We start from the raw sequence: 15,752 nt of genomic DNA, 5'->3' as shown, positions 1-15,752 counted from the left end.
CGTACTTGACTTCGCCTAAGAGTCCGTTTTTCGGAAGTTCTAAAATCCCTCCGGGGAATCCCCGTCTCTTTAGAGCGGGGAGTAGTCAAATGCTTCACCTCAACTATGCCAAAATTTAACCGAGATAAGCTATAGGTAGCGCGTCAAACGAGGAGCAGGGGATTGACCGGCTATGGTAAAAACAGATGGGCTGGTGCAGACAACCACAGGGGCAACAATTAAGCAGTGGGCATCGAACGCCTTAGACATTCCAGAATTAATGGTGCATGTGCGCTTGCGCGGGAATAACTTGCACGTTCTGTGCGAAAGCGAACAGACACCGCAGATGGCGATCGCGGTGGAAAAAATGGCGATCGCCCTGAAAAACAGCGATATTAACGGGCTGTTACCCACAGAGCATCCTCATATCTACGAACTGGTACTCTACGGTCGCGAACTCGGCCAAAAGCGGCCCGCCTGGAGCGTGCGCCTGGATCCGCAAAACCCAGATTCTCCCGCAACCTTGGGAGAAAAACTCTCGGAGGAGGACGCACAGCAGGAGCAATCCGACGCCAGCGCGCCCGAACCGGCATCCTTATCCGAATCGAAACCCAGCACCTCCCCCAGGGAAGCGATCGCGGAAAAAACCAGCAACGATTCCCTCGCAGATACGCGGATGATGCTGGCGGCGCAAAGTCGGGCGTCGGTGGGGAACCCGGAGGCGGAAACCTTGCTGGCGAAAGGCATTACCCGCTATCTCAACGAAACGCTCAGCTTCGACAACATCCGCTTAGCAGTCCTAGTCAAACCCCTCAATGCCACCCCCACGTCGGAAACCGCGTCCAACTCGGAAAAATCCGCCTTGCGACGTCTGTGGGTCTTTTGTCAGGGAAGCGAAACCCCCGATCGCGCGGCGATCGCCAATCCCCTGTGCCGAGGATTGCGCGAACTCCACTTAGAGGGCTTTCGCGATGCAGTAATTATCGGACGGGTGCGCGGCGCAAGCAAGCCCGATTGGCTCCTGCGCGCGGAGCTGACCCCACCCACAAAAATGCTGGCGCAGTGGGCCAAATGGGGAGACGTGGAAGCCCTCACCCAATGGCTCGATCGCTCCCTCGCCTCGGAAGGTTTTACCCTACGCGGGGTGCAAAAAGACTCCACTTTGCATTTATTCTGCGCTCTGTCCCCCTCCAACTCCGACGAGGACAGCGATCGCCGCTTAGACAAACTTCCCGCGATCGCCGCGATCGCGCCATTGCTAAAATCCCTCGCCCCCCAAGGTCTGCACGCGGCTACAATTTATGGCTGTCGCGACGCCAAGCAGGAAACCGCTACCGCTGACGCGCCCCCCCTCTGGGTGGATTGGGTGGATTTGCCCGCCGCCCGGGATCCCGCCCTCTCCCCGGACGCCAAAACTCTAGCGCGCGAAGGCAACCCCGAGGCCCTCAAATTCCTGCTCGAGCGCCAACTCAACCCGGACCTGGATACCAAACTCACCACTGGGGGCATTCACGTTTCCCTGCGCTGCAAACAGCAAGTCTTGCACCTGATGCTCGACGCCCCCACCTGCCCGAAACAACCAGAGGTAACACCCCTTCTGGTAGACTTCCTGCGTCAGTTGAAGCTGGAAAAAATTATCGGGGTTCGGCTTTACGGACGTCGCGCGGGTCAAAAACAGCCCAGTTGGCGCTATGGTGCCGCCTTGGACGAACCGCCCACCACGGCGGATTCCCCGGAACCGGAACCGACGGAACCCACCCCGGACAAAACAGCCAATGAAGAATTTCCCCTGGCGCAAACCCAGCAGCACCAAGAATTGCTCGACGAAGCGCACCGGGTGGAACTCGAATCGGCGGAGGAAGTCGAAGAAGAATTACAAGCTTGTCTGACCAAGCAAATCAAACCCGCCGAACAACAGGCAAAACCCTCCGCCGGTTGGGTGACGCGCCTGCTGACGGCAACGGGTTTATTTATCTCCACTAAATCTTTCCGCAAAAACCCCGCCAGCAGCACCACGGTGGCCTTAATCTGGGGCACGTTGGGCCTGTTGCTGACGGTGAACCTGGATAGGCTCCTCGGCTATCACCCGCTGATTTCTGAACCCCCCGCTACTCCCACAGAAGTGGCGATCGCCGACGATTCCTCCGCCTCCCCACCACCGATAACCCCGGAATCCCCCGCCCCGGAGGCAGAAATGCCGGATATCTCCCTGGAAGGTGCTGAGGATGTGGATGAAAGCGCCTTCGATGGCTCTAGCTTTACCGCACCGAAACCGGACCGATCTCCCAGTCGGCTCGAGTCTATCCTGCCCGGTTTCGACTATCCCTCGTTTAATAGCGTTCAGTTAGACGAGCAATTGCGTCTGTACCTGCGCTACGTGAGCGCGAATGGTGCCCCTGACGTGCTGATTGTGGGCAGTTCTCGCGCCCTGCGCGGCGTGGCACCGATGACTCTGCAAGAAGCTCTCGCCGATCGCTATCCGGGGTTGAAAGTCTTCAATTTCGGGATTAATGGCGCAACGGCTCAGGTGGTGGATTTCGTGGTCCGCCAACTGCTTCCCCCGGAGCAATTGCCGAAGTTAATTTTATGGGCCGATGGGGCGCGGGCGTTTAATAGCGGACGCGAAGACCGCACGTTTGAGGCGATCGCGCGATCGGAAGGCTACCAAACTCTCTCCCAAGGGATTCGCCCCCTACTTCCCAATTCTGCAGCCCCAGAAACCGAGGAGAGCAATTCCCTGGCGTCTCTCACCGACACCTTAGCCCAAACGGCTAAAGATGGCATTTCCCTGCGCGACAGCTACGAGCAACTCAATGATTGGCTCGAAGAAGGTCTCGCTTCGGTTTCGGCAAGTTACGATCGCCGCGATAATTTGAAAGGCTTTCTGCGCCATCAGCTTTTGGTTCCGGTGGCACAACGCCTGGATTCCCCCACGGAAACTCCCACCGCGATCGAGTCTCCGGAAGTCGCGGCACAAACTGCAGATACTTACCCAGAGGAAAGTATGGCGGCTCTGTCTGATGCCACCACGCTTCTCACCAGTGGGAATCCTAACGATTCTCCCTCTACCCTGCTCAATGGCTTCTTACCGCTGTCGGTGCGGTTCAATCCCAATACCTATTATGAAAAACACGCCCGGGTTTCCGGCAGTTACGATGCGGATTACGAATCCTTCCAACTGGCGGGAATACAAAGTGCCGCATTGAAAAATTTGCTGCAATTTACCGGCGATCGCCAGATTCCGATTGTGTTTGTGAATATGCCTCTGACTCAGGAGTACCTCGACCCGGTTCGCCAGGATTACGAACGGCAATTCCAACAATACATGCTCGGCATCTCGATGGAACATCCGGGCTTGAGCTTCCGCGATCTCAGTCAACTGTGGCCGACCCAAAACGATCGCTTTTCTGACCCGAGTCACCTGAACCGCTATGGCGCGCAGGAAGTCTCCAACCGTCTCTCCCAAGACCCGATGATTCCCTGGCCGCAAACTCAGTGAGAAACTTTGTGCTACTACTACCGGGGAGATATTATGTCTCAACATCTCACTTAAAGGGGCATCCGCTATTATAGGTTCGGTGCGTGACGCCCGAAATTTTATACAAGCGGAACGCATGGGGTGCGGGGCGTCACGCACCCTACGGGGTGGGAACAGAGTGCTGGGGGCGGGTCGCTAGCGATAGTATGCGTCAAATTCTCACATTTGGATGACGGCCATTATAGGTTCGGTGCGTGACGCCCGGAATTTTATACAAGCGGAACGCCTGGAGTGCGGGGCGTGACGCACCCTACGGGGTGGGAAGAGAATGCTGGGGGTGGGTTGCTATATGGCGATAAAAGGACTCCAGGGCGACAACGCAGGGTCGGTCATCGTATAAGCGCGCCCGCCGCTGTTTGATTTTCTCCACAATCTGCCTGCGCCATGCCGGATTTAAGCCTAATTTTACCGCAATGTGGATATAATCTCGTTCGGTTTTGGCGATGGTTTCCTGGATTTGCAGGCGGTGTAACATGGCATAGGCATGGCGCGATCGCATGAATTTGCCGGGAGAAGTCACAATGGGTAAATCGCAGGCGATCGCCTCTAAGGTGGTTTTCCCCCCGGACCACCCGAAGGTATCGAGAAATATATCGGACAATAAATTCAAATTGCCGTAATTTTCGGCATCTTGTTCCGGTAAAATCACGCAGTAGCGATCGCTATCTAACCCGACGTTGGCAAATGCCCGTTGCAAGCGATCGCGGAATTTCTCCGTTATCGGTGGGGTTAAGCGCGATATAAATGCAAATTGCGCTTCCGGTACTTGGCGGGCAATTTCAGCAAAAATATAGTCGTACTGCGGCAAATATTTAAACAGGGATTGACAGGATAAATACACCACCGCCGATTCTCGCAACTGAAACGCCGCCCGGGAAGTGGTGGGCGAACCAAATTGCGGTTGGGGATAGCAAATACTCAGATTGGGTAACAACACCAATCGTTCCGAATAATGGGCGATCGCATCTAGCGGTTCCATCAGTTGACTGGAAAGAAAATAGTCCATCGTGGGCAATCCCGAAGTTACCGGATGTCCCCAAGTTAAACATTGCACCGGCGCGAGGCGCAACCCGCCCAACGCTGAGAGAAAAGCATGCATTCCTATGTCTAAATACACTAAAACATGCAGGCGATCGCTGCGAATTTTTTCCGCCACGGTTTTCAGGTTGGTTTCCGCATCCCCCGTTAGCTGAAATCGATAAAATTTATCGCTATGTTGCCGATATTCTTCGGACCAATTATCGAAATAGTCCGAAATGCTATAACAGGACACTTCAAAGCGATCGCGATCGTGATGTTTCACCCATCCGCAGAATAATTTCCCTACCGTATGACTCCAAAAACAAGCGGAAATATACCCGACTCGAATTTTTTCCCCTTCCCTTACCGAGGGCATGGGCAAGGGTTCGGTCCACTGGGGATAAAATTGACAGAAAAATTCATGGATAAATTGACCGTATTGCTTTTGGATGCTAATATCGTTATAGCCTTGATATTGCAGGTAAAAATTCGTATGACTCGTCAGCCAGTCTAACACCGATTGCGGATTTTTTAGCCCTAAATTTGCGGCAGTTTCCAGTAACTCGGACAATCCCTGGCTGAATCGGCGACGATAGGATTCGATTTGCGATGAATTGTCGTAGAGAATCGGAACCCAATATTTTGCCGAGTGCAAGTTGAGGTTTTTGGGAAATTTTTCACTCGCTTCTCTCCCTAAGGCGATCGCCGCTTCCATGCGTCCGATTTTTCGCAACAGGGCAATCGCATTTTCAAATAGTTCTGGGGTAGGAGAAACTTCGAGACAGGTTTTATAGGTTTGGATGGCATCATCGTAGCGATTGACTCGTTCGAAGCAGTCGGCTAACTTGATAGCAGCATTCCGAATCGTTTCGGCGGCAACATCTTTTGTCGAAGCAGAATTGAGGAAGTTTTGCAATTGAGCGATCGCTTCGTCATAATTGCGATCGCGATAGGCAGCACATCCCAGGTAAAATGCTGCTTGCATCGCCATTATATCCGATTGTTCCCGATATGTCAAGCCCAATTCTTGCAACAACCCCGGATGATTGGGCTGGGAGGAAAGCGCTTGGCTGTAAATAGAAATTGCCGCCTCAAATTGGCGCTGCTGGCGGTAAATTTTGCCGAAAATTTGATAGACAGCCGGATGGTGAATATTCTGGGCAATTGCCTGACGACAAATCGCTTCCGCTTCGGATATTTTCCCAGTTTGGAACAGCAGATGAGACAATTGCACATAAGCCTTTTGATGGCGGGGATTGTGCTGCAAAATAAGTTGATAGTGCTGTTGGGCGTCAGCATATCTCCCTTGCGCTTGCAAGGCGATCGCTTGTTGGTAGAGGAACTCTAGATCGGGCATGGTAAAGGGGAAAATCGGCGAGGGTTATTAAATTTAGGGTGAGGTGTTTTGTGGCAATTGTCAAGGGGTTCGAGAATGTTTGAGTGGCGATATTCCCCGATTCCTCACCCTCTGCATGGTAGCCCATCCACCTGGGCGCTTGGCGATGGAAACCTGTGCGCTATCTGAAATGAATTCCATTGCGATGCGCTATTTATGGCGACGAATCCAGGTGAGAATGGTGACGGAAAAACCGAAGACGAGAATGCCGGCGATCGCGCTGAGAAGGATAGCCGTAAAGAAGGGATGCATGCGCGGAGTGGTACTGTCAGAATAAGGAAATGGAATCGGATTTTCTTCTAGCAAAATCGAACTCGACGCCACCACTACCGCCGTACCTATACCCGCCGCCATCGCTTCTAGTTTGGTTTCGCGGATGCGATCGCGTGCGGCTTTTTCCACTTCTACCATACCGCGAATTGCTGCAATCGCCTGTTCCACCAACCCATTTCCATGCATCAAATAATCTAAATCCGCTTTGATGCGTTCTTTGAAATCCGGCGCATCTTCCTGGGTAAAGCACTTTAAAAAACTCAAATCCACTGGTTTTAAATACAAAACATCTAAGCTCTGTTTTTCCTGGATTTTCTCCAGAGTGGCATCGTATTTTTTGCCCAAAATGGTAATCCGGTTAAGTTGCAGTTCTAAATCTCGTTGCAAGCGGGCATATTCCAACCCCAAACTGGGCATAATTTTTAGCTTGCTTTTCAACCCTTCCCAACTCCGTTGGCTGAAATTTCGGCTTTCCGGTAACTGGAGGAACTGTTCGTTAACCTGCCCGACTTGTTGGGAGATTTCTTGGTAGGTTTCATAGCTGACTTGATAAATCGAGCGACTTTTGATAAAGCTGGAAATCACTTGATTTCGGTAGTACCATAATTCTATTATATCCCAATAAGAGGTCTCGAACTTTCGTCTCATCGCCTCCTCCCGGAAAAACAAAACCAAAATATTGGGAGAAGAGGAAGCGGTTTCTAAATGATTGAACTTGCCAAATTCAAAAATTTGGCTGCCAAACATTCTCCCCTTGCGATTGAATTCCGGGCGCTTATCGGCATCGGGAATAAATTGCTCGAGGCACTGATGGGCCAGTTGTTTTAAGCCTTCCGAGGAAAATTGTTTTTGTTCTGGGGTTAAGTCAGCAGTAATTAATAGGGTTTGCCCCAGAGAACTTGCGACAAAATCGGGCAGTAAAATTCCCTGGGAATTAAATTCTCGATAAATGGCGATGGAAACTGGTTCCGTGGGGCGATCGCCTTCTTTATCCGGGCGACGAATGTTAAGGGCAAGGGCATAGCTATCGTACATCCGGCGCGGGCAAGCAATCCCAGTAAATTTAGTCGGTTCTCCCTCTACTTCTACTACTCCTTTAAAATCCAAAATCCCATTTTTGTACAAATTTACGATGCTACCAGCCGGTTCTTCTGTGGGATCGTAGGCAGTTTCCCCTTTTGGCGGGTAGTATCCCCACAAATCCAAGGGTTTATCGTAGCCGTAGGTTTGTAAAATATTGCCCCATTTTTCCCATAACTGTTGAGCGCCCTCCACCGGATTGGCGCTGGAATCTCTGTGCAGCGGGTTGCGACGGTGAAAGGCAAATAAATGAAGGTTAGGAGCGTAAATTTTCGGTAGATTCATTGCGAAAGTTCCATCATTTTTTTGTCAATTGAGTTAATGATATAATCCAGTATAGGCTTTTTCCGGGGAGGCGCACCAAAGGTTTTAATTTGCGGTTGAATTAAAACGGTATTTTGGATGCATTGGATGGCAAACTTTATCAATCTCGATTGGGTACCATCTTCAGCAGAGGGTTTGTTTGCTGGGGTGTCATCCAGGCGATTTAATTGGGCAGTGAAGTTATGGTAGTCTTCTATCGCCTGGGGATGGCGATCGCACCACTGGTGAATTTCTTCCGCCGCGCGATTGACTTCCGTGGGGGCGAGGAAAATTAGCTTGTCTTTTAATTCTGGCAAATCTTGCACCTCTGCTGCAGAAAAAAACGGCGGTTTAGCAGTCAGCATTTGGGCAAAGTTAACCAGCACTTGAATCGGTTCTTGCATCTGGAATCCCCTGTTTCTGGCGAGTGTTATCCCTATTATGGCGCGTTATTTGCGCGATCGCCCCAAAAATCCCCTCCCCCCAAGCTGTTTTACCGCATTTTCACCCCCTCACCTTCCCCGGGAAGGGGCACACTGGGATCCATCAACCCCAGTTCCCTCTTGTGGATCCATTCTCAACCCAGGGAAAATCTTGAATTTGCAATTTGTAATTTCTAAATTTTTTTTAAAAAATAGTCACTATTTTTTTTAACGATTTACCTATAACTTTTTACTGTAAAATCAGACAATAAACTTTTCAATTTCATTGCATAAAAAAAGTGGATTTGCCTCGATTGTCGCCAAATGTAAAAGCCCGATCGCAAAAATCAGTAATTTTGACTACAATTTATCTAAAAAAAATGTTAAAACTGAAAAAGAGACGAATTTTACCTCAGTCTGTCCTTGAGGTAACGTCCAAATGCACAGTTGGAGAAAGAGCATCAATCAAAATGAAAATCTATATTGAAACCAACGACTTTGAAGAAAAATGCTATTGCCACCTATGTGGCAGCATCTTTATCCCCACCGAAGTGGTAGCGAGAGCGTATCACGAGACGGGAGAATATATCACCGATGTTTGCCATCATTGCCTCGCGGCGGGAGAAGAAGGTATCTCTCGCAGAATGCGTCAGCGTGCAGATTCCATGCGCCAAGTTGCCCAAGAATTAGAACGGTTGGCGCGTCGCGAAATGGAAGCGCCCAGCTTGGAACAATTAAAGGTAGCCAATCAAATGGCAAATGCATTGCGGTAAAACCGTTAACACCATCCCTTTTTCGATTTCCGTCAATGTTTGTAATTGAAAATTGGGTGGGCATCGCCCACCCAACTTCGCATTCTTTTTACCCCGGTGACGAGTTCCATTTCTCCACCGCCTCCCGATAAAATTTTTCCAGTGCCATCACCGCAGTGGTGTCATCATAAAGCACGGTATTTTGCTGCTTGATTCGAGTGCGGATAGCGTTTCTCCAGTTGGCATCCAATCCCAACTGAATCGCAATCCGAACAAAATCCGCTTCATTTTCGGCAAGGGTTTCCGTAACGCCAATCCGCCTACAAATACCGGCAGATTGACGCGATCGCATGAATTCCCCCGCACAAGTCACCACCGGTAACGCCACCGCCACCGCTTCTAACACCGTCAAAAACCCGCTAAACCCAAAGGTATCCAGAAAAATATCCGCCACAGACAAAATATTCCAATACTTCTCTTTACTTTGGCGCGGCAAAATGGTACAATGCGCTTGACTGTCTAACCCGAATTGCGCGAATGCCCGCCGCAACCGCTGACGAAATTGTTCCGCGATCGCCGTACTTTTCTGCGCGAAAAACACAAACTGCGCCTCCGGAACTTCGCGGGCAATTTGCGGGAAAATTACATCGAATTGCGGTAAATATTTAAACACCGACTGACAGCACAAATAAACCACCGCATCCTGACGCAATCCGAAATCCGCCCGGGTGTGGCGCGCTTCCGGAATCGTCGGTTTGCTATAGCAAATGCCGATATTCGGCAAGCGAACCAAGGTTTCGCTGTAGTGTTGTGCGGCATTTTCCGGTTCCATCAAGTTACTAGAGATAAAATAATCTACCGTAGGCAAACCGGAAGTTATCGGATGTCCCCAAGCAGCACATTGAATCGGTGCCAATCTTAACCCGGCAAGTTGCGTCATCGGCGCATACATGCCAATTTCCAGAAACACCAAAATATGCAATTCATCCCCCCGAATGCGATCGGCAAGGGCTTCGAGATCGTTCGGAATCGAGTAAAAGCGATCGCACTGTTGGCGAAACTGTTGCGTCAACCCATCCGACTGGGTAGCGATATCGTACCCATAAATCTCAAATGAAGCGCGATCGCACTGCTGCAACCATCCCCAAAATACCATCCCCACCGTGTGCCACTGAAAACATGCCGACAAATAGCCAATTTTGATTTTCCCCTCCCCGGTTAACTCGGGCATGGGCAAGGGTTCCACCCACTGCGGATAATTCGCACCCATCACCCGATGCACGAATTCCCCGTAGTGTTGTTGTAACCTTAAATCGTTTTTGCCCTGATACTGAAGGTAAAAATTGGTATTCGTGCCAATGGCGCGCAATGCCTGCTGTTTCGCCTCTACTGTCTCCAGGGAAACCTCGGCGAGAAAGGTATCGAGTTCTCGCGCAAATCGGGCGCGATACAAGTCTACTTGTTCTGGCGTATCGTATAAAATCGGCAACAGGCGCAGTTTTTCTAATTGCAATATCCGATTCTCGGGCAACCACTGTAACCCCTCTTCTGCTACAACTCTTGCGGCTTCTACTTTTCCCACATTCTGTAATGCCAGCATGAGAGAGAGATATAGTTCCAGGGCGGTGGGATAATGGCGGAGGGCTTCGCGGTAAATTTCGATCGCCTCTAGGGTGCGATCGCGGCATTGATAGCAATCTGCCAAGGCGAGATAAAGGGGAATATCGCCGATTTTATGAGTGAGGAATTGGCGGTAATGGGCGATCGCGGCATCGTAATTTTGCTGGCGATACGCGGCATAGCCGAAATATAATTCGGCTGACTCGCACCGATTTTGAGCCGTCAGGGCGATGCCGATTTGCTGGATAACCTGCGGATCGCGCGGTTTGAGTTGCAATGCGGTTTCATAAGTAGCGATCGCCTCCTCAAATCGGCGATCGGCAAGCAAACAATTGCCTAAATACAGATAGCTGATAAACTGATTGCACTCGCGCGCAATTGCATCTCGAAATGCCTTCTGCGCTAAGGCAAAATTGCCCAATTCCATCCAAGTTTTGCCCAATTGATGATAGGCGCGCAGGAACTGGGGATCGAGAGAAATTGCCCGTTTGAATGCCGCGATCGCCTTATCTAAATAGCCCACTTTTGCCCATATCAATCCCAAGCGATAATGGGCGGTAGCGGTAGCCGGGTGAATGGCTATGCACTCTTCTAGTAGTGCTAAGGCATCGTCAAATTGCCCTTGGCGATAGTATATCATCGCCAGATTTTGCAACCCATCGGCATGATGGCGATCGCAGTGTAAAAGCTGGCGATATTTTTGTTGCGCCCCTTGCCAATCTCCTGCGCGATCGAGGGCTACCGCTGCAGCATACAGGGCGGCGATGGATAGGGGCGGGGGTTTGGACTGTGCATCTGCCACGGCAAGGGGAAGTTTTAGAGTACACTGTTTATGATACCCGAGGTATGGGTGAAAGCCGTGGTGCAATATTGGAATTTACACCTGTGGCGGTTTAGAGTTGAAAAAGGCAATGCTTCTGGTTCGGTTTAATCGCATTATCCGCCCTCTCCCTTTCTCGGAAAACCAGAAAAGCGGTGAAATGGCTTCCGAAAATGGCTTATGTTAGGTGACTTAAGTGAAATTCACTTATCGGTCGTCATCCCTTGTTACAATCAAGGGGAATATCTGCTAGAGGCGATCGCCAGTGTGGAAGAATGTCTCGATCCGGGCATCGAAATGGCGATCGTCAATGACGGTTCCACAGAACCCCTCACCCTCGAGGTCCTCTATTATCTGCAAACCCAGGGATATTGGATTCTCCATCAACCCAATCAAGGATTAGCGATCGCCCGCAATCGGGGCATCGAAGCAGCTAAGGGCGAGTACATTTTACCCCTAGATGCCGATAATAAAATCCGCCCCGAATATATTACCAAAGGAATCGAAATTTTGCATAACTGCCCCGAAATTGGAATCGTCTATGGCGACGCCCAATACTTTGGAGAACGTCAGGGAATTTGGCGAGTCCCAGATTTCGATAGACAGCGATTATTGCAGGGAAATTATATCGATGCTTGTGCCGTTTTTCGCAAACAAGTGTGGCGCGACTGCGGCGGTTACGATGGCAATATTCCGGATAAATTAGGATTTGAAGATTGGGATTTGTGGCTGAGTGCTGTAGAAAAGGGGTGGAAATTTTACCACATTCCCCAAGTGTTATTCGAGTATCGCGTTAGGGCAAAATCGATGGTTAGTCGGTGCCAAATTCCGGAAAACCAACGCAAATTAATCCGCTATTTGCGCTACAAACACCAGAAACTTTATCAAACTTAGGGCTAAGCAAGGGTGCCAATTATTTTGCACGGTAGAGACGCGAGCGATCGCCTCTCTACCGGAAGGCGGAACCAGGGCAACCACCGCAGAAAGATTTTGCATAGCATAGTTTTGACATAATGTCAAGCAAAAATCCGAAAAAATTTCCGTTGCACCTCGGTCTCAGAGTCGTCGCAAAGTATTAAAAATTGTGACAAACACTGAGAACCAGATGGGTGGAGGCACCAGCGCCCCGAGGGACGCCTAGAGGAACACCTAGGAGAGGGATTTAATCCTCGTGTTCGTCGAACGGATCGACCAACTCCCGAGAGGGCGGACCGAAAGAGGTGTAGATGGAAAAAGCGACGATCGCCAGCAGGATGGCGACGATGCCAATACTAAGAACTAAAGCCGGTTCGAGATTTTCCATGATTCGATGTAAATTATGAGTGCTATTCTTATAGAATATTACAAAACATTAATTTTTTCGTCCAGAGAAGAGGTGACGCATGGCACAACAGACGAAGCTCGGAAATCTGCTCAGACCGCTCAATGCCGAGTATGGTAAAGTGGCTCCCGGTTGGGGAACCACCCCCCTGATGGGCGTTTTCATACTGCTATTTTTCCTGTTTTTGGTGATTATCCTGCAAATTTACAACTCCTCCCTGCTGATTGAGGGCGTGAACGTGGATTGGACCGCGATCGGCGGCTAAGTAAAATCCAGGCTTTAGTGGCGCGGGTGCGTAGACACCCGCCCAGTCCCGGCTAGACCGGGATTTTTTTTCTATACTGATAACTATGAACTCGCAGGAGGTTGGCGCGTGAATATCTTTGGCTTGGGTTTGCCAGAAATCATCGTGATTTTGGTCATTGCCTTATTAATCTTTGGGCCGAAAAAGTTGCCAGAAGTCGGTCGCAGCATGGGCAAAGCGATTCGCTCCTTCCAGGAAGCCAGCAAAGAATTTGAATCCGAATTTAAGCGCGAGTCCCAGCAGCTTGAAGCGTCCAAATCCGACTCACCCCCACCGTCTGAGAAAGTGGCAAGCGCTCCTTCTCAGGAAGACACCCCCACTTCCAGCAACCAAAGCTAGACCCTGGATGTGCTCGCGGCGAGAAACCAGGTTCGGGTTGACCCTGGCGGAAATTTCACCATCCATCCCAAGGGTCGCGGCTTGACGGTGGCGTTGTCATTGGCGGAAATTGGGCAGTAGTGTAAACTTGATTGGCTTTTACCCAAACAGTTCAACTCCCCCACCATGACATCCAGCGAAACCCCCGCCTTGGTCATTCCCCAGCTCATCGTCGGCTTGGGAAATCCAGAACCAAAATACGAGCGAACCCGGCATAATATTGGTTTTGACGCCGTGGAGATGCTCTCGAATTCTTGGCAGATTTCTCTGTCAGATAATCGCCGCTTTCAAGGGGTATTCGGCGAAGGATTCGACCCAAAACGGCAAAAAATCCGACTGCTGAAACCCTTGACCTATATGAATCGTTCCGGACAAGCGATTCGCGCCGTCACCGATTGGTATAAATTGCCACCGCAATCGGTGCTGATAATTTACGATGATATGGATCTGCCTGTGGGGCGGCTGCGGTTGCGCCTGTCGGGATCCGCTGGAGGGCATAACGGCATGAAGTCCGCGATCGCCCATCTCGGCACCCAAGACTTTCCCCGGTTACGCATCGGGATTGGCAAACCCGGCGATCGCAAACCCGATGCCAATTCCGTCTCCCACGTATTGGGTAAATTCGCGCCCGACGAGAAACCCATTATCTCCGAGGTTCTCTATCTGGTGCGCGATGCTGTAGAACTCAGCCTCAAAGAAGGCTTTCAAAAAGCCATGAGTCTCTACAATGGTCGCAGTGTCGTCGAAACGAACTCGTGAGTGCGAAACGTCTACCGAAAACCACCGCCCATGTCCGCGTGACTCAACAATCTTGGCAACGAGGCACCCTAGAAGGAGAAGTCAGTGCCGGCGATTTTCTCTGGAATTTTCGCTGGAATTTCCGAGGCGGAAATTTGGCCATCTCCCCCTCGCAGGGACGCGCTTTAATTCAAGAACCCCTCGGTCGTTTCTTGGAAAAATGGGATTACCAACTCGAACCGGGGGGGGATTATTCTTTCACTATTCGCGCTAATCTATAAAGCGATCGTCCATTGATGATTCGGCTTTTCGTTCGAGGTACAATATCCAACTGTCTCAACCTGCTCAAACACAAATCTCTAAACTTGGCAATGTCTTAAATTTAAGTCGTGAAGACTTGAGTGATTTAGCAATTAGTTATTTGGCTTTTTATGTTCAAAAGACTAAAAAAACCGTGCAAGACATAATAGCAGATGTCAAAAAAAACGACAATAATTTAGGCAAATCGCCAAAAGAAACACCCAAACCCTACTGGATTGAATTATCCATCACGCATCTGAGAACTATCGAGGGGTTGTTTTCAACGATTAATAATGAAAACCTGAGCGATTGTGTGACTGCGGGAGTTTATTTACTCCACAAACAACTGGTGGAAGATATCCCCAATAGTCAGAGTGGAGAAAGTCAGAACCAGACAGATGAGTAGAGACAGAGCAATTAACGCTTTAATTAAAGGGATTGTGGCTGCCGATACAGCCACTAAACAAGAGTTGGGGCGTCGTTTTGCGTTTGGTTTGGGACTGATTCCCGGTTCTCCAGGTGCAGATGGTGGAATTGATGGATCTGGTCGCTGGAATGACTTAAACATCTACTTTCAATCTAAGTTAAACAGCCGCAATCTGAGAGCGGAATACGCTGATAGTTTTTACGCTAAGCTGGTACGATTTAAAGCAGATATTGGCTTGATGCTCGCTGGAGTTGGCTATACCGGATCCAACCGGCCTTTAGCTGGATTTAGAAATCGGCTGTTGGAGTTTCCGGATGTAGATCGATATAAAATTCATCTTCTCAGTTTGCGAGATATTTTTGCAGAAAATCAAGCCTTTGAGGAGACGGTTAGGGACTTACCGCCGTTGCGTCAACTGACGCGAGAAGTATGGGAAGATTTGTCTTAGATTGCTCGTTACCCGTTAATGGTGGTCAACCCGCCCCATAGAGAGGCGATTAATCGCCTCTCTATCGCCTCCCGCGCAAAAACTCGTTCCATACTTCAGTGGGTATGCCTAATCGGCACCCTTTCTTACCTGCTTATCTGTTAAAAACCTTTCCCTAAATAGCGTTCGATTAACAGAATGGCCACAATGTCATCAATCGGGCGAGGCGGTTGTCGCATTCCTTGGGGGATGAGGCGCGATAGACCTTTCGGGGGGTACATTTCCCAGTAGCGATCGCGCGCCTGCAAGCTGGTGTAGCGTTCGTCCACCCGGATAATCGGTAAAGCACTTGACAAACCTTCATTAATGTGATTTTCCCATTTCCGGGAGGTGGTTTGGTCTCCCATCACCAGCACCGCGATCGCATACTCCTCGCGCAGGGATTCAATGGTCGCGATCGCCTTCTCCGAGGGCACCACTTCATGCCACAATAGCCCCCCATCCTGCCCCATCACCGCCATCCCGCATTTCATTCGTCCGGGATCGAATCCTAAAATTGCACTGGGTTGTTGGTCATTTGTCATCAGAAATTAGGGTTGGTAAGGGGGAGAACGGAAACCCTCGTCATTTATGCGTAGGGAGGAGTTCTCCCCC

General features: G+C 50.1%; 15 protein-coding genes. 9 read left to right on the top strand and 6 right to left on the bottom strand.

Translation table 11 applies throughout. The annotated features are described in order from the left end of the window. The first annotated feature begins 172 nt into the window (after window positions 1-172). Entirely contained in the window at window positions 173-3,478 is a 3,306-nt protein-coding gene (locus LKK83_RS20275; RefSeq protein WP_324633131.1) for a hypothetical protein, read from the top strand. 289 nt (window positions 3,479-3,767) lie between these two features. Here LKK83_RS20275 and LKK83_RS20270 read toward each other — a convergent pair whose 3' ends face one another. From LKK83_RS20270 to LKK83_RS20260, 3 genes are all read right to left on the bottom strand, one after another. Further along, window positions 3,768-5,894, bottom strand: coding sequence for an O-linked N-acetylglucosamine transferase family protein (locus LKK83_RS20270; protein WP_324633130.1), 2,127 nt, complete (start codon window positions 5,892-5,894; stop codon window positions 3,768-3,770). A gap of 189 nt (window positions 5,895-6,083) precedes the next feature. Further along, the gene (locus LKK83_RS20265) at window positions 6,084-7,571 is read right to left on the bottom strand and encodes a hypothetical protein (RefSeq protein ID WP_324633129.1); all 1,488 of its coding nucleotides are present in this window, start codon (window positions 7,569-7,571) and stop codon (window positions 6,084-6,086) included. After that, a complete protein-coding gene (locus tag LKK83_RS20260) occupies window positions 7,568-7,993 on the bottom strand; it encodes a hypothetical protein (RefSeq protein WP_324633128.1) in 426 nt (141 codons plus the stop codon). Before LKK83_RS20260 ends, LKK83_RS20265 begins: the two co-directional genes overlap by 4 nt. Before the next feature lie 488 nt (window positions 7,994-8,481). On the opposite strand from LKK83_RS20260, the gene LKK83_RS20255 reads away from it, so the two are divergent. Next, the gene (locus LKK83_RS20255; RefSeq protein WP_324633127.1) at window positions 8,482-8,784 is read left to right on the top strand and encodes a hypothetical protein; all 303 of its coding nucleotides are present in this window, start codon (window positions 8,482-8,484) and stop codon (window positions 8,782-8,784) included. 88 nt (window positions 8,785-8,872) lie between these two features. Here LKK83_RS20255 and LKK83_RS20250 read toward each other — a convergent pair whose 3' ends face one another. After that, entirely contained in the window at window positions 8,873-11,185 is a 2,313-nt protein-coding gene (locus tag LKK83_RS20250) for an O-linked N-acetylglucosamine transferase, SPINDLY family protein (protein ID WP_324633126.1), read from the bottom strand. Between the two features lie 198 nt (window positions 11,186-11,383). Between LKK83_RS20250 and LKK83_RS20245 the strand changes: the two genes are divergently transcribed. Beyond that, window positions 11,384-12,097: a glycosyltransferase family 2 protein gene (locus LKK83_RS20245; protein WP_324633125.1), complete on the top strand. Its 714-nt coding sequence runs from the start codon at window positions 11,384-11,386 to the stop codon at window positions 12,095-12,097. Window positions 12,098-12,365: 268 nt separating this feature from the next. Here the strand turns inward: LKK83_RS20245 and psbN are convergent, their stop codons facing one another. Beyond that, the gene (gene psbN / locus LKK83_RS20240) at window positions 12,366-12,506 is read right to left on the bottom strand and encodes a photosystem II reaction center protein PsbN (protein WP_324633124.1); all 141 of its coding nucleotides are present in this window, start codon (window positions 12,504-12,506) and stop codon (window positions 12,366-12,368) included. Between the two features lie 79 nt (window positions 12,507-12,585). Between psbN and psbH the strand changes: the two genes are divergently transcribed. From psbH to LKK83_RS20210, 6 genes are all read left to right on the top strand, one after another. After that, complete coding sequence (psbH, locus tag LKK83_RS20235) at window positions 12,586-12,789, top strand: photosystem II reaction center phosphoprotein PsbH (protein ID WP_324633123.1); 204 nt, start codon at window positions 12,586-12,588, stop codon at window positions 12,787-12,789. A gap of 108 nt (window positions 12,790-12,897) precedes the next feature. Further along, window positions 12,898-13,167, top strand: coding sequence for a TatA/E family twin arginine-targeting protein translocase (locus LKK83_RS20230; RefSeq protein ID WP_324633122.1), 270 nt, complete (start codon window positions 12,898-12,900; stop codon window positions 13,165-13,167). Between the two features lie 165 nt (window positions 13,168-13,332). Beyond that, complete coding sequence (gene pth / locus LKK83_RS20225) at window positions 13,333-13,965, top strand: aminoacyl-tRNA hydrolase (RefSeq protein ID WP_324633121.1); 633 nt, start codon at window positions 13,333-13,335, stop codon at window positions 13,963-13,965. Next, the gene (locus tag LKK83_RS20220) at window positions 13,962-14,225 is read left to right on the top strand and encodes a DUF3146 family protein (protein WP_324633120.1); all 264 of its coding nucleotides are present in this window, start codon (window positions 13,962-13,964) and stop codon (window positions 14,223-14,225) included. Before pth ends, LKK83_RS20220 begins: the two co-directional genes overlap by 4 nt. Before the next feature lie 116 nt (window positions 14,226-14,341). Beyond that, window positions 14,342-14,650 (top strand): hypothetical protein, encoded by a 309-nt coding sequence (locus LKK83_RS20215; RefSeq protein WP_324633119.1) that lies wholly within the window; start codon window positions 14,342-14,344, stop codon window positions 14,648-14,650. Beyond that, the gene (locus LKK83_RS20210; protein WP_324633118.1) at window positions 14,643-15,119 is read left to right on the top strand and encodes a restriction endonuclease; all 477 of its coding nucleotides are present in this window, start codon (window positions 14,643-14,645) and stop codon (window positions 15,117-15,119) included. The genes LKK83_RS20215 and LKK83_RS20210 overlap by 8 nt, the downstream gene beginning before the upstream one ends. A 140-nt stretch (window positions 15,120-15,259) precedes the next feature. On the opposite strand, the gene LKK83_RS20205 is transcribed toward LKK83_RS20210, so the two are convergent. Further along, window positions 15,260-15,682, bottom strand: coding sequence for a pre-16S rRNA-processing nuclease YqgF (locus LKK83_RS20205; protein ID WP_324633117.1), 423 nt, complete (start codon window positions 15,680-15,682; stop codon window positions 15,260-15,262). Window positions 15,683-15,752 lie beyond the last annotated feature (70 nt).

The sequence above is a fragment of the Phormidium sp. CCY1219 genome (assembly GCF_035615515.1).
Taxonomy (GTDB): Bacteria; Cyanobacteriota; Cyanobacteriia; order Cyanobacteriales; family Laspinemataceae; genus CCY1219.
This window is presented reverse-complemented; position numbering and strand designations above follow the sequence as displayed.

Excerpts from the sequence above, each read along its gene's own strand:
- LKK83_RS20275 (WP_324633131.1), top strand. The coding sequence starts at position 173 with ATGGTAAAAACAGATGGGCTGGTGCAGACAACCACAGGGGCAACAATT.
- LKK83_RS20270 (WP_324633130.1), bottom strand. The coding sequence starts at position 5,894 with ATGCCCGATCTAGAGTTCCTCTACCAACAAGCGATCGCCTTGCAAGCG.
- LKK83_RS20265 (WP_324633129.1), bottom strand. The coding sequence starts at position 7,571 with ATGAATCTACCGAAAATTTACGCTCCTAACCTTCATTTATTTGCCTTT.
- LKK83_RS20260 (WP_324633128.1), bottom strand. The coding sequence starts at position 7,993 with ATGCAAGAACCGATTCAAGTGCTGGTTAACTTTGCCCAAATGCTGACT.
- LKK83_RS20255 (WP_324633127.1), top strand. The coding sequence starts at position 8,482 with ATGAAAATCTATATTGAAACCAACGACTTTGAAGAAAAATGCTATTGC.
- LKK83_RS20245 (WP_324633125.1), top strand. The coding sequence starts at position 11,384 with ATGTTAGGTGACTTAAGTGAAATTCACTTATCGGTCGTCATCCCTTGT.
- psbN (WP_324633124.1), bottom strand. The coding sequence starts at position 12,506 with ATGGAAAATCTCGAACCGGCTTTAGTTCTTAGTATTGGCATCGTCGCC.
- psbH (WP_324633123.1), top strand. The coding sequence starts at position 12,586 with ATGGCACAACAGACGAAGCTCGGAAATCTGCTCAGACCGCTCAATGCC.
- pth (WP_324633121.1), top strand. The coding sequence starts at position 13,333 with ATGACATCCAGCGAAACCCCCGCCTTGGTCATTCCCCAGCTCATCGTC.
- LKK83_RS20210 (WP_324633118.1), top strand. The coding sequence starts at position 14,643 with ATGAGTAGAGACAGAGCAATTAACGCTTTAATTAAAGGGATTGTGGCT.
- LKK83_RS20205 (WP_324633117.1), bottom strand. The coding sequence starts at position 15,682 with ATGACAAATGACCAACAACCCAGTGCAATTTTAGGATTCGATCCCGGA.